This is a genomic window from Arsenophonus nasoniae DSM 15247 (assembly GCF_000429565.1).
Classification (GTDB): Bacteria; Pseudomonadota; Gammaproteobacteria; order Enterobacterales; family Enterobacteriaceae; genus Arsenophonus; species Arsenophonus nasoniae.
Map to the genome: position 1 here is coordinate 18,515 of NZ_AUCC01000036.1, position 15,878 is coordinate 34,392.

17 protein-coding genes and 1 pseudogene are annotated in these 15,878 nt (G+C 38.5%); 15 read left to right on the forward strand and 3 right to left on the reverse strand.

Annotation, left to right across the window (positions count from 1 at the left end; genetic code table 11):
* Positions 1 to 114 precede the first annotated feature (114 nt).
* Positions 115 to 1,764, forward strand: a complete 1,650-nt coding sequence (locus G468_RS0109490) for a Na+/H+ antiporter (RefSeq protein ID WP_026822918.1) — start codon at positions 115 to 117, stop codon at positions 1,762 to 1,764.
* A gap of 18 nt (positions 1,765 to 1,782) precedes the next feature.
* Positions 1,783 to 2,652, forward strand: coding sequence for a carboxylate/amino acid/amine transporter (locus tag G468_RS0109495; RefSeq protein WP_026822919.1), 870 nt, complete (start codon positions 1,783 to 1,785; stop codon positions 2,650 to 2,652).
* An 88-nt stretch (positions 2,653 to 2,740) separates the two neighbouring features.
* Here G468_RS0109495 and G468_RS0109500 read toward each other — a convergent pair whose 3' ends face one another.
* Positions 2,741 to 3,133, reverse strand: a complete 393-nt coding sequence (locus G468_RS0109500) for a YidB family protein (protein ID WP_026822920.1) — start codon at positions 3,131 to 3,133, stop codon at positions 2,741 to 2,743.
* A gap of 351 nt (positions 3,134 to 3,484) precedes the next feature.
* On the opposite strand from G468_RS0109500, the gene udp reads away from it, so the two are divergent.
* From udp to tatC, 9 genes are all read left to right on the forward strand, one after another.
* On the forward strand, positions 3,485 to 4,243 hold the full coding sequence (gene udp / locus G468_RS0109505) for a uridine phosphorylase (protein ID WP_026822921.1): 759 nt from the start codon (positions 3,485 to 3,487) through the stop codon (positions 4,241 to 4,243).
* Positions 4,244 to 4,621: 378 nt separating this feature from the next.
* Positions 4,622 to 5,152, forward strand: a complete 531-nt coding sequence (locus G468_RS0109510) for a DedA family protein (protein WP_026822922.1) — start codon at positions 4,622 to 4,624, stop codon at positions 5,150 to 5,152.
* A 124-nt stretch (positions 5,153 to 5,276) separates the two neighbouring features.
* Positions 5,277 to 6,614 (forward strand): DNA recombination protein RmuC, encoded by a 1,338-nt coding sequence (gene rmuC / locus G468_RS20400; RefSeq protein WP_071846873.1) that lies wholly within the window; start codon positions 5,277 to 5,279, stop codon positions 6,612 to 6,614.
* Between the two features lie 87 nt (positions 6,615 to 6,701).
* Positions 6,702 to 7,457, forward strand: a complete 756-nt coding sequence (ubiE, locus tag G468_RS0109520; protein WP_026822923.1) for a bifunctional demethylmenaquinone methyltransferase/2-methoxy-6-polyprenyl-1,4-benzoquinol methylase UbiE — start codon at positions 6,702 to 6,704, stop codon at positions 7,455 to 7,457.
* 16 nt (positions 7,458 to 7,473) lie between these two features.
* Entirely contained in the window at positions 7,474 to 8,118 is a 645-nt protein-coding gene (locus G468_RS0109525; protein ID WP_248604878.1) for a ubiquinone biosynthesis accessory factor UbiJ, read from the forward strand.
* Entirely contained in the window at positions 8,099 to 9,736 is a 1,638-nt protein-coding gene (gene ubiB / locus G468_RS0109530; RefSeq protein ID WP_026822925.1) for a ubiquinone biosynthesis regulatory protein kinase UbiB, read from the forward strand. Before G468_RS0109525 ends, ubiB begins: the two co-directional genes overlap by 20 nt.
* A gap of 111 nt (positions 9,737 to 9,847) precedes the next feature.
* Entirely contained in the window at positions 9,848 to 10,141 is a 294-nt protein-coding gene (gene tatA / locus G468_RS0109535) for a twin-arginine translocase TatA/TatE family subunit (RefSeq protein ID WP_051297029.1), read from the forward strand.
* 9 nt (positions 10,142 to 10,150) lie between these two features.
* Complete coding sequence (tatB, locus tag G468_RS0109540; protein WP_026822927.1) at positions 10,151 to 10,687, forward strand: Sec-independent protein translocase protein TatB; 537 nt, start codon at positions 10,151 to 10,153, stop codon at positions 10,685 to 10,687.
* 3 nt (positions 10,688 to 10,690) lie between these two features.
* Entirely contained in the window at positions 10,691 to 11,455 is a 765-nt protein-coding gene (gene tatC, locus G468_RS0109545; RefSeq protein WP_026822928.1) for a Sec-independent protein translocase subunit TatC, read from the forward strand.
* Positions 11,456 to 11,477: 22 nt separating this feature from the next.
* Here tatC and rfaH read toward each other — a convergent pair whose 3' ends face one another.
* Positions 11,478 to 11,918, reverse strand: a complete 441-nt coding sequence (gene rfaH, locus G468_RS20405; protein WP_246067452.1) for a transcription/translation regulatory transformer protein RfaH — start codon at positions 11,916 to 11,918, stop codon at positions 11,478 to 11,480.
* A 190-nt stretch (positions 11,919 to 12,108) separates the two neighbouring features.
* On the opposite strand from rfaH, the gene pepE reads away from it, so the two are divergent.
* The 3 genes from pepE to fre all read left to right on the forward strand — a co-directional run bounded on the left by pepE (position 12,109) and on the right by fre (position 15,126).
* On the forward strand, positions 12,109 to 12,834 hold the full coding sequence (gene pepE / locus G468_RS0109555; RefSeq protein ID WP_026822929.1) for a dipeptidase PepE: 726 nt from the start codon (positions 12,109 to 12,111) through the stop codon (positions 12,832 to 12,834).
* Between the two features lie 107 nt (positions 12,835 to 12,941).
* The gene (gene ubiD / locus G468_RS0109560; RefSeq protein WP_026822930.1) at positions 12,942 to 14,414 is read left to right on the forward strand and encodes a 4-hydroxy-3-polyprenylbenzoate decarboxylase; all 1,473 of its coding nucleotides are present in this window, start codon (positions 12,942 to 12,944) and stop codon (positions 14,412 to 14,414) included.
* Positions 14,415 to 14,424: 10 nt separating this feature from the next.
* On the forward strand, positions 14,425 to 15,126 hold the full coding sequence (gene fre / locus G468_RS0109565) for an NAD(P)H-flavin reductase (protein ID WP_026822931.1): 702 nt from the start codon (positions 14,425 to 14,427) through the stop codon (positions 15,124 to 15,126).
* A gap of 75 nt (positions 15,127 to 15,201) precedes the next feature.
* Here the strand turns inward: fre and fadA are convergent.
* Positions 15,202 to 15,558, reverse strand: a pseudogene (gene fadA, locus G468_RS0109570) (acetyl-CoA C-acyltransferase); the annotation flags it as partial.
* Positions 15,559 to 15,626: 68 nt separating this feature from the next.
* Between fadA and G468_RS20410 the strand changes: the two are divergent.
* A partial coding sequence (locus tag G468_RS20410; RefSeq protein ID WP_034249679.1) for an IS3 family transposase occupies positions 15,627 to 15,878 on the forward strand: 252 nt, incomplete at its 3' end.

Here is a 15,878-nt window from a genome sequence, read left to right on the forward strand (position 1 = left end):
GTTTTGCGGTGGGCTAGTTCTTTTTTGATAGCATAGTCTTATTTTCTATTAATATCTGTTAAGCATAATAATACTTTGCTCGGCTTATAACTCAGACTTATCAGTAAGGATAATATGGAAATATTTTTTACCATCCTCATTTTGATTTTGATGGTTTCAGTATCAGGCGTCATTACAAAAGTTATTCCGTTTCGTATACCGCTGCCGATTATGCAAATTGCGATAGGCGCATTGTTAGCATGGCCGCATTTTGGTTTGCATGTTGATTTTGATCCAGAGCTTTTTCTTGTTTTGTTGATCCCGCCGTTATTATTTGTTGATGGTTGGAAAACCCCAACGCGTGAATTTTTTCAAAATGGACGTGAAATTTTTATCTTGGTATTAGGATTAGTTTTAGTAACAGTCGTTGGAATCGGTTATGTGATCTATTGGTTGTTACCTAGCATCCCGCTTATTGCGGCTTTTGCTTTGGCAGCTGTTCTTTCGCCAACTGATGCGGTGGCACTCTCCTCGATTGTGGGTAGAGGTCGAATACCGAAGCGGATGATGAGTGTGTTAGAGGGGGAAGCACTGATGAATGATGCTTCCGGCTTGGTGGCACTCAAATTTGCTGTCGCCATTGCGATGGGAACCATGATCTTTACTGTGTCTGGTGTCACCCTTGAATTTTTTAAAGTAGCGGTGGGCGGTTTGTTGATCGGTATTGCAGTGACTTGGATTTATAGCAAATCACTACGCATTATGAGTCGCTGGAGTGGTGATGATCCGGCAACCCAGATGATCTTAATGTTACTATTACCTTTTGCCGCATATCTTATCGCTGAGCATATTGGTTTTTCCGGTATTTTATCAGCCGTAGCTTCGGGTATGACAATCAGTAAAGCCGGTGTTATTCGCAATGCACCACTAGCGATGCGGTTAAGATCGGATAATGTCTGGTCGATGCTGGAGTTTGTTTTTAATGGCTTAGTTTTTATCATGCTTGGCTTACAGTTACCCGGTATATGGGAAACCTCTGTTATTCAAGCTGAACTTGATCCCAGTGTAGAAACATGGATGTTATTTGTTGCCGTTTTCATTATTTATACTGCTTTATTATTGTTAAGGTTTAGTTGGTTATGGTTGATGAAGCGTTTCAGTCGGCTGCTATTAAAAAAACGGCCGTTACAATTTGCTTCTTATACCTATCGTGAATTGTGGTTAGCTTCATTTGCTGGAGTACGTGGTGCGATCACCTTGGCAGGTGTTCTTTCCATACCGTCATTTCTGACCGATGGTACCCCTTTCCCTGCTCGTTATCAGTTAGTTTTTATTGCAGCAGGGGTGATCATGCTATCGATTTTTATTGGCGTGCTTGCTCTGCCGCTTTTACTGCATAATTTTAAAGTGGGTGACAAACTGGCAGATATTAATGAGATGCGGATGGCAAAAGCGGCGATGGCAGAAGTGGCTATTGTGAGCTTAAATAAAATGGAAGAGCGCCTTTCCGCCGATGCTCAAGAAGCGCTAGATCCTGAAGTTATTAGTGAAGTTGCTTCTCGCGTTACTGGCTATCTACGCCGTCGAACCGCGGGCCAGGATGAGATGGAGCATAATTTACTAATAGAAGATTTAGAGCGTCGTTTTCGTTTAACGGCATTACGCGCCGAGCGGGCAGAGTTATATCACTTACGTGCAACGAAAGAAATCAGCAATGAAACCATGCGAACGCTATTATTAGATCTTGATTTGATGGAAGCTTTATTGATTGATAAAGAACATTAATCTACCAAGAGACAAACTATGGGATTGCTAGTTATTACGACGCTGCTATGGGCAGCGTCTTTTAGTTTAATCGGTGAATATATAGCCGGTCAGGTTGATAGTTGGTTTGCCGTTTTAGTTCGTGTTGCGCTGGCGGCGGTGGTTTTTTTACCTTTTCTACGCTGGCGTGGGTTGTCGTTGAAAATTATTTTACTTTATATGCTAGTGGGTGCTTTTCAGTTAGGCATTATGTATTTATTTGTTTTCCAAGCATATAACTATCTTACTGTAGTCGAATTTTTACTCTTTACCGTGTTAACGCCGCTTTATATAACGTTATTTTATGATCTATTGGAAAGGCAGCATTTACGCTGGGGATATTTGTTTAGTGCAATGTTGGCGGTGATTGGTGCCGCTATCATTCGCTATGATCATTTGAGTGGATCTTTTTGGTTAGGTTTGCTTTATGTCCAGTTGGCGAATATCTCCTTTGCGATTGGCCAAGTTGGTTACAAAAGAATGATGGAAGTTTATCCAATCCCACAGCGGCTAGCCTTTTCATGGTTCTATATCGGCGCCTGTACGGTGGCATTACTCGGTTGGATGATATTTGGTGATGTAAGTAAATTACCCATGACAAAAATACAGTGGGGCGTTTTAATTTGGTTGGGAGTGGGTGCTTCCGGTATTGGTTATTTTATGTGGAATTATGGCGCGACACAGGTAGATGCTGGCACGTTGGCCATTATGAATAATATGTTGGTGCCAGCGGGATTATTGGTCAATTTTGTTGTTTGGCAGCAGCATCCCGATTGGCTTAGCTTTATTTTAGGTAGCAGTTTACTATTGTTATCACTTTGGGTACATCGACATTGGCTCAATCGATCGACTTTGCGCAAGGTAGATTGAGCGCCAACGTTTGGATTCAGCCAGGAAGAAATTGGCACCAGTAGCTTAAACGAAATATGCCCATCTTAACAGCGATGGGCAATGATGATTAACCACCAAAAAATTTATCTTTAAGTAATTTCATACCAATCGACGTTAAATCTAATTTTTCTGGTATTTTGCCATCTGGGGTTGCGGTATTAACTAATTTAGGCAAGTACTCTGCAATTAAGGCAGAAGTTTGTTCTGAATTTAAACCGACTTTACTGGCTAGGCCAGAAATATTACTTGCGCCAAATATTGAGCTAATTTGCTCCATACTTACGGGTAAATTTTCACCTGAGCCTATCCAGGATTGAATAATTCCACCAAATCCTTGTTGTTCAAATTTATCAATTAAACCACGTATGCCACCTTGTGTTTCAATCCAGCTTAAAATATTTTTATATTGATTAAATTTTTCACCACCAACCATACTGGTAAGTTGATCTAAAAATCCCATGATAACCCCTTGTACATAAAAATTGGTTAAACGATTCGTATCTTCCAACCTTTAAATTCAACAAGGTTAGAAATTATTAAAATTTTTGCTAGTCGTACGTTAATAATAGTGAGTGATAAGCTAAAAATACAATAAAAGCCTAAAAAGATTTACCGGATCCTTTTAATTAATCAAGTGATTTTTATTTATTAAAAATACGATATGATCAAATTAGGATAAATAATTTGATCATATTTTTGTGCAAAAGCAGCTTTTCATTTTTGTTTTAAATGATCCCTATCATTAAAAAGTGATCATTTTATTATTAGATTAATGGATTAAATAAATTAAAAAAAACAATATGGTGTAATTATGTCTGCTGTTTTTCATTTGGGACTAACTAAAAATGATCTACAAGGTGCAACAATTGCGATTGTGCCCGGCGATCCAAATCGGGTAGAAAAAATTGCCAAATTAATGGATAACCCGGTATATCTGGCTTCATTACGTGAATTTACTTCCTGGCGAGCTGAACTTAATGGTAAACCAATTATTATTTGTTCGACCGGCATAGGCGGCCCTTCTACTTCTATTGCTGTTGAAGAATTGGCACAATTAGGAATACGTACTTTTCTTCGTATTGGCACTACCGGCGCCATACAAAAAAATATCAATATCGGTGATGTACTAATTACCACTGGCGCGGTACGTCTAGATGGAGCCAGCTTACATTTTGCGCCTTTAGAATATCCTGCAGTAGCTGATTTTAGTTGTACCAATGCGTTATATGAAGCTGCTAAAGCAGCTGGGATCACAACCCATGTTGGTATTACTGCTTCTTCGGATACCTTTTATCCTGGCCAGGAGCGTTACGATACTTATAGTGGTCGGGTTGTTCGTCGTTTTCGCGGATCGATGGAAGAATGGCAAAAGATGGGAGTGATTAATTATGAAATGGAATCAGCCACCTTACTGACAATGTGTTCTAGCCAGGAATTATCAGCAGGTATGATAGCCGGTGTGATTGTTAACCGTACCCAACAAGAAACACCAGATGAAACATTATTACGCCAAACTGAAGGGAATGTTTTAGGAATTGTTGTTGATGCGGCTCGCCGGTTATTGAATTAATAAATGCTCCATGCTTGGCTACTTTATTCGATAAAACGGGTATAACTGTTTGTCAGTTTGATAAAATAGCGATAAATTTATTTTATTATATCTTTTTATTTAATCGCGGTTTTTTATTTGCCTTAAGTAATGCTCGTTTTATTTTTTATTATCGAAGGTATTCAATAATCTCTATTTTGATCAATTAACGGCTAATTTTCTTATTTCGTTTTTTTAGTAAACCAATTAATGTTATCTGCCCGATAATAGCATAAAATTAAATAACTTAAATTTATCATTTTATAAGTTGAACTTATCGTATTATATATTTTAAACTGACAATAATTTACATGACTGACGACATCATAACGAAAATTTAACTGTAATAGGAATAATAAGTTGACATGGTCTGAAATTATTAATGTTATTACCGAATTTGCTCGCAATCATCAAATATTAGCTATCTTTATTGTTTTTATATTAGCTTTTGGCGAATCGTTAGCCTTTATTTCCTTATTATTACCTGCCACAGTAATTTTGCTTGGTTTAGGCGCATTAATTGGTGATAATGGGCTCGCTTTTTTACCAATATGGTTAGCTGCCGCAAGTGGTGCTTTTTTGGGTGATTGGTTGTCTTATTGGTTTGGTTTTCATTATAAGAACCGTGTACGCCATATGTGGCCAATTTCTCGTCGTCCTCAAGTGCTTGATCGGGGGCATCGTTTTTTTGACCGTTGGGGAGTATGGAGTGTTTTTCTTGGCCGTTTTTTGGGCCCCTTAAGGGCGATTATTCCCTTAGTAGCAGGGATTTGTGCTATGCCTAAACATTATTTTCAGCTGGCTAATTTACTTTCTGCCATGATCTGGGCATTTGCTATTTTAACGCCAGGGGCATTTGGTTTATCTTGGCTTGCACAGTGGATGGGGTAAAGCAGTCGTTAAATTTCAGTCTCGTGCTGTTTGTTGACCAAGGTAAGCAAATTTTATTCTGGACATTTATACAGTATGCCACTAAGTTACTTTATAAAATAAAGACTATTTTAAGGAAACCTAGGTGGATATTCAGTTATTATATGCAATTATTGGATTTCTTACCGGCACACTCTTTGGTGGTAGTTTAATCTGGCTAGTTATTGCGCAAAAGATGAATAAAAAAGAGTCGGAATTGCGCGACTTTTATAGTATTCAGGCTAGCTATGAGGAGAAAATTGCTCATCTCGAATATTGGAAAATTGAGTGTGAGCACCGTGACCAAGAATTAAGGTCACAAAGGGAAATTAATCGTAATCAAGAAGTTGAACTACGTGAAGTGATGACACGGCTTGAAGAGACACGGCTGGCTTTTGAAGAGAAACAGCGGCTATTACTAAATAGTGAGCAGCGGTTAAATGTTCAATTTGAGAATTTAGCCAATCGTATTTTTGAACAAAACGAGCGTCGCGCTTCTGAGCAGAACCGTCAAAGTTTAATTGCATTATTAACACCTTTCCGTGAACAATTGGACGGTTTTCGCCGTCAGGTACATGAGAGTTTTAGTCAGGAAGCGCGTGAGCGTCATACCCTAGCGCATGAAATTCGTCAGCTTCAGCAGTTAAATGCAGAGATGGCAAAAGAAACGATTAATTTGACTAAAGCACTAAAAGGGGATACTAAAATTCAGGGCAATTGGGGTGAAACAATTCTTTCTCGCATATTGGAGGCTTCTGGGCTAAGGCAGGGGCATGAATTTGAAACTCAAGTCAGTATCAATACCTCCAATAGTCGTTATCAGCCGGATGTGATTATTCGTCTACCCCAAGGTAAAGATGTTGTAATCGACGCTAAAATGTCACTGACAGCTTATGAGCACTATTTTAATAGTGAAGATGAGCAGCAACGAGCTACGGCATTGCGGGGGCATGTTAATTCTGTACGTAACCATATTAAAGAGCTTGGACGAAAAGATTATCATCAATTAAATGGATTAAGATCGCTAGATTACGTACTAATGTTTATTCCACTCGAACCGGCTTATTTGATTGCTTTACGTGAAGCGCCTGAACTTATTGACGAAGGATTGCGAAATAACATTTTACTCGTTTGCCCATCAACGTTATTGGTGGCAGTACGTACTATTAATAATTTGTGGCGCTATGAACGCCAGAGTCAAAATGCACAAGTTATTGCCGAGCGTGCTGCTAGAATGTATGACAAAATGCGGTTATTTGTTGATGATATCCAGGTTTTAGGTCAGAGTTTGAGCAAAGCCCAGCTGAATTATCAATCGGCAATCAAAAAATTAGCGGAAGGAAAAGGTAATTTGATTAGTCAGGCGGAAAGTTTAAAAGAATTGGGAATAGAAGTGAAACGACCGATTGATACTGAATTTAGCAAACAGACCGCTAAATCATAATTAAAAAAAATCGGTAGATCATAAATAAGATCTTGCGATAAACATGATTGCACTTTCGATTATTTTAATGATTAAATGAGCGTAAATATGGTAGATCCAATTAAAGAAACCACTGATTTTGGCTTTCGTAAAGTAGCCAAGGATGAAAAAGCGAATTTGGTTGCTGCTGTTTTTCATTCGGTGGCCGCGAAATATGATCTTATGAACGATCTTATGTCATTAGGGATCCATCGAATCTGGAAACGTTTTACGATAGAAGCCAGTGGCGCGCGCCGCGGGCAAACTATTTTAGATCTGGCGGGTGGCACTGGCGACTTGACAGCTAAATTTGCCAAAATAGTTGGCGAAAAAGGCGAGGTTGTTCTGGCTGATATCAATGATTCGATGCTGAAAATGGGGCGCGAAAAGCTCCGCGATCGTGGTATTATTGGTAATGTTAATTATGTCCAGGCTAATGCTGAAGAGCTGCCTTTTCCTGATAACTACTTCGATTGTATTAGCATTTCTTTTGGTCTGCGAAATGTTACTGATAAAGATAAAGCACTAAAATCAATGTTTAGGGTGTTAAAACTTGGTGGTCGTTTATTGGTATTAGAGTTTTCAAAACCCATTTTACCAGTATTAACTAAAGCTTATGATGCTTACTCTTTTCATATTTTGCCGCGCGTTGGTCAAATGATAGTCAATGATGCCGATAGCTATCGCTATTTAGCTGAATCTATTCGCATGCATCCGGATCAGGACACGTTAAAAACAATGATGGAGTTAGTTGGTTTTGAACAAGTTTCCTATACCAATATGACGGGTGGAATTGTTGCCCTACATAGAGGGTTCAAATTTTAAAATGGCTACCTCGTCAATGAAAAGCGATTCAACAGTACCTGTATTACATGCTGCAGCAGCTTCCCTTTTACAGCCTATGTTGAATAAATTTTTCTATCAGGAAGTGGCGTTGAAATCAGCCAGAGTAAGGTTAGTTGGCAAAGTGCTGGAGATTAATTTAAAAGAATTATCTCAACCATTAGTACTTGTCTTCTCCGAGCAACGAGTTGATGTCGTAAATCAGTGGCCTACACCGGCAGATTGTGTGATAAAAACTGCATTAGCAACGCTAGTGCAGCTTAAAGATAAACAACAACTTTCAACGTTGATCAAAGATGGCAGGATTGTTATCGAAGGGGATATGCAAATTGTGCAGCATTGGTCAGCTTTACTTGATGCTGCGCAATGGGATCCCGCTCATTATCTTGCTCCTTATGTTGGTGATGTTGTTGCCGAAGGGATGAGCCGTTGGATTAAAAAAAGTTTAATTGGAATAAATGAGTTGTTAAATCAACAAAAAAATCATTTTAAAGATGTATTGGTGGAAGAATGGCGAATGTCTCCTAATACATTAGAAGTGCTAAGTTTTGCTGATAAGGTTGAGAAGGTGGCAGCGGATATTGCAAAACTGGAACAGCGTTTGGCTAAATTGGAGGAAAAATATGAGACCGGGAGAAATTAAACGGCTCTATTTTATCGTTCGAGTATTTCTAAATTATGGTTTAGATGAACTCATTCCCAAAATTAAATTTACTTTACCATTAAGGATTGGTCGCCATTGTCTATTTTGGTTATCAAATAAGCATAAAGACAAAGCCCTTGGTGAACGTTTACGTTTAGCTTTACAAGATTTAGGTCCGGTTTGGATTAAATTTGGTCAGATGCTCTCTACTCGTCGCGATCTATTTCCCACTATAATTTCTGACCAGTTAGCATTATTGCAAGATAAAGTTGCTAGTTTTGATGGCCAATTGGCGCGTCAACACATTGAACAGTCATTAGGTGGCTCTCTTGAAACCTGGTTCGATGATTTTGATGAGGTGCCCTTAGCCTCGGCCTCAATTGCCCAAGTACATACGGCAAAATTAAAACAAAATAATAAACAAATCGTAATTAAAGTTATTCGCCCAGATATACTGCCTATTATTAAAGCCGATATAGGCTTGATGTATCGGCTGGCTAATTGGATCCCACTGTTACCAGATGGACGTCGTTTACGCCCGCGGGAAGTTGTTCGAGAGTATGAAAAAACATTAATTGATGAATTAAATTTGTTGCGTGAGGCGGCAAATACAATCCAATTAAGACGTAATTTTGAAAATAGTTCCATGCTTTATATTCCCGAAGTCTATTCAGACTACTGTCGGGAGAATGTGATGGTTATGGAGCGTATCTATGGTATTCCTGTTTCTGATATTGACGCGTTAAAGAAGCAAGGAATTAATATGAAGTTATTAGCTGAGCGTGGGGTAAAAGTCTTTTTTACCCAAGTTTTTCGCGATAGCTTTTTTCATGCTGATATGCATCCTGGTAATATATTTATTAGTCGAGAGCATCCTCAAGATCCACAATATATCGGTATTGATTGTGGTATCGTCGGTTCATTAAATAAAGAAGATAAACGTTATTTGGCAGAGAATTTTATTGCCTTTTTTAATCGTGACTACCGTAAGGTAGCTGAATTACATGTCGATTCGGGCTGGGTACCAGCCGATACAAATGTTGAAGATTTTGAATTTGCCATTCGAACCGTGTGTGAGCCAATTTTTGAGAAACCCCTAGCAGAAATTTCTTTTGGTCATGTTTTATTCAATTTATTCAATACTGCGCGTCGTTTTAATATGGAAGTTCAGCCACAATTGGTGTTACTGCAAAAAACCTTGCTCTATATTGAAGGTTTGGGAAGGCAGCTTTATCCACAACTAGATTTGTGGAAGACAGCTAAACCTTTTCTTGAAGATTGGCTACATCGGCAAATGGGGTTCGCGGCGATTATTAGTGCATTTAAGGAAAAAGCACCCTATTGGGCAGAAAAAATGCCAGAAATTCCCGATCTTATTTATGGAGCACTTAAGCAATATAAATATTTACAAGATAGTATTGATAAATTCGCTGTCCAGTTACAAGGGCAGCAAGTAAAGCAAAGACAAGGCCAATATTTACTAGGAATTGGCGCGACTTGCTTGTTATGTGGTACTTTATTGCAGATTTTCGATGCAAAAATTGCTGCTATTGGGTTTATCTTTTTCGGTATAATTTCATGGGGTGTGGGATGGTATCGAACAGGTAAAATTGGCTAAAGTTTGTCTTTAAACAAATTTATCTTAGGATCTGTAGGTATCTTACATAAAATTAGTTGTATATAATGGAATCATACATAGTTGAACCTAATTTCGTAGAGGTATATATCAATGGGAACAACAATAGCTATGGCTACATTTGGTAGTCCCGGTCAGCTTCTTATTATTGCTTTACTGGTTGTTTTAATTTTCGGTACTAAGAAGTTACGCTCACTTGGCTCAGATTTGGGGGAGTCATTGAAAAACTTCAAAAAAGCGATGAGTGATGATCACAGTAAAACTGATGATAGTAAAAAAGCAGAAAAACAACAGGCTGATGCTGACTTTGAAGCGAAAAATCTTACTGAGAAAACAACCATAAGTCAGACAAAAGAAACGGCTGAAAATAAAAAAAATAAACAGTAGGTATGAAGCGTGCTTGATATTGGTTTTAGTGAACTGCTATTGGTTATGATTATTGGCCTGGTAGTTCTTGGTCCAGAGCGTTTGCCAATAGCCGTTAAAACGGTTGCTGGTTGGATACGTGCATTGCGCTCATTGGCAGCTAACGTTCAACATGAGCTGTCACAAGAATTAAAATTGCAAGAATTGCAGGAAACATTGAAGAAGGCAGAAGAAAAAGCACAATTACAAACCCTTTCGCCGGAACTTAAGCAATCAATGGAAGAATTGCGCGAATCGACCGAGTTACTAAAGAAAAATTATCAATCATCGAACAGTCGTATCGAAGAAGAATTGGCAAAAGTAAAAGCATTTACCAGTGATCTGGCTGAAAATAGCACAGCTAAAATAGATGAAGAAATACCTATAACCGCCCATAAACAGCACAAACCAGCACAGACTGAGCAGTTGGTAACCGAGTCAGGTCGTCCTACTAAAAATAAAAAAGCACCGCAATCCCCTGCCGAGAAAGTAAAAAAGCATTCTGATCAAACTAACGGTGAAAATTAGTCTATGTCTATTGATGATCCACAACCACTTATTAGCCATTTAATTGAATTACGTAGACGTATTCTTTATAGCTTATTTACTGTTGCAGTGGTTTTTCTTGCCCTAGTCTATTTTTCCAATGATATTTATCATTTGGTTGCGGCACCGTTGATTGAGCAGCTGCCGGTTGGTTCTCGCATGAGTGCAACCGATGTGGCATCAACTTTTTTTACTCCGATTAAACTTACGTTTATGGTGGCAGTATTTATTTCTATTCCAGTTATCTTATATCAGTTATGGGCTTTTATCGCGCCAGCACTTTATAAGCACGAGCGGCGCTTAATGTTACCTTTACTGGTTTCCAGTAGTGTACTCTTTTACTTAGGGATGCTTTTTGCCTATTTTGTTGTTTTTCCTTTAGCATTTGGTTTTTTTGTAAAAACTACACCAGAAAGTGTTAATTTCATTCCTGATATCAGCAAATATCTCAGCTTTGTCATGACACTTTTCATGGCATTTGGTGCGGCCTTTGAAGTTCCTGTTGCCATTATTCTACTTTGTTGGACAGGTGTTACAACCCCAGATTCCTTAAAACGTAAGCGCCCTTATATTATTGTCGGTGCTTTTATTGTAGGTATGTTTTTGACTCCACCAGATGTGTTTTCTCAGACACTATTGGCGGTACCAATGTATTTATTATTTGAATTGGGTTTGTTGTTATCACGATTCTATGTTGGTAAGGGACGCAAGACGGTTGATGATAAAAATTACGATCAAAATATAGAATAAAATGCTATTTTCTTAATCACAATTAATTACTTTTCTTAAATTGTTTATTATCTATTAGCTTAGCTATATTTTGGTTGAGAATATTAAGTAGAATAACTGAACGATTTTCACCGTCAGGTTCGGAGAAAATTGCTTTTAGGCCTTCAAAAATACCTTCAGTAATAATAACAGTATCACCTGAAACCGGTGTCTTTGCTGCGACAATTTCTGGTTTAGAAGCGGACTTGAACTCATCAATAATATTATCTGGTACGATCACAGGATAGAGACCAAATCGAATAAAATGGCTAACACCTCTGGTTGAGCGTATCGTTGTGGTATGGATCTCTTCAGGATCAAATTTTACGAAAAGATAGTTGGGAAATAATGCTTCTGTGACGGTGATGCGCTTGCCGCGCACCATTTTTTCTATTTGAGCTTCTGGCGTTAAGCAGATAACATGCTGTCTTTTTAGATTTTTTATTGCTCACTCTATTTGCCCACGCTTACAGTAAATAAGATACCAATTTTCCATGTGATGGCTCAAAAATAAAATTACACTTTATTACTATATCAAATTATAACTTATTATGTAGTAAAAACTAACAGCGTTAATTCTCTGTAATTTGGGTAACATAGTTTTACATGATGATTAAAATACAAGGTAAGGATAGATGGATATATTTCTTCTCAGTAATGGTCGACTAACCACCAGTTCTCAATGGCTAAATTATGCTACGACACGATTACAAGAGATGTTTCAACGCCGACAGATCCGCAAAGCAGTATTAGTCCCCTATGCTGTTTTACGCGGTGATCATGATCAACGTGCATTGGAGCTTAGTCAATCATTAGGTATCGAAGTGGTTTCGATTGCACATTTTGCGTCGCCAGTAAAAGCGATTGAATCAGCAGAATGCATTTTAGTTAGTGGTGGCAATACCTGGTGGTTGAATAAATGCCTGCATGAAAATGGACTGATTGTGGCTATACAACGTGCTGTTTTTGAACGCAATATTCCCTATATTGGCTGGAGTGCTGGCTGTAATGTCGCTACGCCCAGTATAAGAACAACCAATGATATGCCGGTTTCTAATGCGGTTGTAATGCCCTCGTTGGGGCTATTCCCAATACAAATTAATCCGCATTATATTGATACACGTATTAGTGGACATATGGGAGAAACTCGAGATGATCGTATTGCTGAGTTCTGTGTCATTAATCCCGATGAGATTGTTATAGCTTTACGTGAAGGCAGTGGCTTACAGATTAAAGATAAGGAACTACATTATTTTAGTGGCAAAAATGAAGGATTTAAGATTTTTCAGTACAACCAACATTTTCCAGAACAATATGATACAAAAATATTAAAAAAATGGGTTCCTTATCGCTGTGTCTAGGTTTACAGAAAAGACTCACTAATCTTAACGAATTGAACCTTTATTGGTAACCTGCATAGAACAATTTATAATGAAGTTCCAACAAATTAAAAAGTAGAAAATATATAATGAAATACCGTGATCTCAAAGATTTCATATCATTATTAGAACAAAAAAAAGAGCTGAAGCGAATCAGCCGTGAAGTCGATCCTTATTTAGAAATGACAGAAATAGCGGATAGAACTCTGCGAGCGGGCGGGCCGGCACTATTATTTGAAAACCCTAAGGCTTTTAGTATGCCAGTGCTGTGCAATTTGTTTGGTACCGTTGAACGCGTTGCGATGGGCATGGGACAAGAAAATGTCCAAGCATTGCATGAAGTTGGCAAATTATTGGCTTTTCTTAAGGAGCCGGATCCCCCGAAAGGATTCACTGATTTAATTAATAAACTACCAAAATTTAAACAGATCCTTAATATGCCAACTAAAAGACTCAAGTCGGCCGCCTGCCAAGAACAGATTTGGCAAGGGGAAGATGTTGATCTGTTTCGTCTACCTATAATGCATTGTTGGCCAGAAGATGTTGCACCATTAATTACATGGGGATTAACGGTTACTCAGGGACCTTTTAAGGCGCGGCAAAATTTAGGTATTTATCGACAGCAACTATTAACTAAAAATAAGCTGATTATGCGTTGGTTATCTCATCGGGGTGGAGCATTGGATTTTCAAGAGTGGTGTGATAAATATCCAGCTACACCTTTTCCGGTAGCGGTGGCTTTAGGGGCTGATCCTGCCACAATTCTAGCCGCGGTGACACCTATTCCAGATACACTTTCCGAATATGCATTTGCTGGATTATTACGCGGACATCGTTCATCAGTGGTAAAATGTATTTCTAATGAGCTTGAAGTGCCGGCAGGGGCAGAAATTATTCTAGAAGGTTATATTGATCCTGAAGAATTTGCATCTGAAGGGCCTTACGGAGATCATACTGGCTATTATAATGAAGTAGATAAATTTCCAGTCTTTACCGTCACTCATATAACTCAACGTAGTGATGCTATTTATCATTCAACCTATACCGGTCGTCCTCCTGATGAACCTGCCATTTTAGGTGCTGCGTTAAATGAGGTTTTAGTCCCTATATTACAAAAACAGTTTCCAGAAATTGTTGACTTTTATTTACCCCCGGAGGGTTGCTCTTATCGACTTGCCGTAGTGACTATCAAGAAACAATATGCTGGGCATGCTAAGCGCATTATGATGGGAGTTTGGTCTTATTTACGGCAATTTATGTATACAAAATTTGTTATTGTCTGTGATGAAGATATTAATGCTCGTGACTGGAATGATGTTATTTGGGCAATCACAACCAGGATGGATCCTGCACGTGATACCGTTATGATGGAAAATACCCCGATCGATTATCTTGATTTTGCGTCACCTATTTCAGGTTTAGGTTCAAAAATGGGTCTTGATGCAACCAATAAATGGCCGGGTGAAACACAAAGAGAGTGGGGTCGTCCAATAGTTATGACAGAAAAAATAAAAAAACGGATAGATGAAATTTGGCATGAATTGGATATTTTAAAATTATGAGAGGATGTGAATGACGACATTAAGTTGTAAGGTGGTTTCTATTGAATCTATCACTGATACGGTCTATCGCGTTCGCTTATTACCGGAAGGTCAATTTTCCTTTCGTGCCGGTCAATATCTAATGGTCATTATGGATGAGCGTGATAAACGCCCATTTTCTTTGGCTTCAATTCCTTCAGAAAAAAAACTCATTGAGCTCCATATTGGTGCGTCAGAGTTTAATCTTTATGCCATGGCGGTAATGGAACGTATATTTGCGCAAAATAGTATTAATATTGATATTCCTCATGGTAAAGCTTGGTTTCGTGAGGGAAGTAAAAAACCAATAATCCTTATTGCCGGGGGAACAGGATTTTCTTATACCCGCGCAATTTTATATGCTGCATTAGAAGAAAATCCTGACAGAGATATTACCTTTTATTGGGGCGGACGAAGATTAGAACACCTATATGATTTAGGTGAATTGCAGTCGCTTTCAGAGCAATATCGCAACATAAAGATTATTCCTGTTGTTGAACAACCTGAATCTGATTGGCGAGGACGAACAGGTACGGTTTTGAGTGCTGTGCTCGATGACTTTGGTTCTCTTACAAACTATGAAATTTACATTGCTGGGCGTTTTGAAATGGCAAAAATCGCGAGGGAACGTTTTTGTAGTGAAAGAGACGTTAGCCCTGAATATCTTTATGGTGATGCGTTCGAATTTATTTAAATGAGATCACAAAACAAAAAAAACCGCCCTTCTGGGCGGTAAAATAGCAACAACATACAATAAAGCGTAGACCAGTTATTTAATCCGCTCAATAAGAGTAGCAATGCCTTGCCCAAAACCAATACACATGGTGGCTAAGCCAAACTGAGCATCTTTCCTTTCCATAACATTTAGTAAAGAAGTAATGATCCGCGCACCCGAACATCCTAAAGGGTGACCTAAGGCAATTGCTCCACCATGCAGGTTAACTTTTTCGTCTATCTTATCAATAAGGTGTAAATCTTTTAAACAGGCTAGAGCTTGGGCAGCAAAAGCTTCGTTAATTTCAAAAACATCTATATCTTGCAGCGTTAACTTAGCACGTTTTAATGCCATTGTAGTTGCCGGGACAGGTCCATATCCCATAATGGCGGGATCGCAACCAATAACGGACTGTAGTGGTCTAATAAAACTGTAGAGATTTATAGCTTATAATTAAGCAAAATCTTATAGGTATAAATATGACCCGAAAAGTAAAAGTAACCTTTAGCGGAAAGCAAAAACTGGAATATGCAAAACTCATGGTTGAAGGTGGATATAGCAATATCCAAGTTGAAAAAATATCCGGTGCGGGTAAATCTGCCGTATCACGATGGAAGCAACAATATCTTGCCGAGTTAAATGGGAATACGCCTGTAAAATCAAAAGCGTTAACACCCGAGCAACAGCGCATACAAGAATTAGAAGTTCAACTTAAGCGTGCTCAGAGGGAT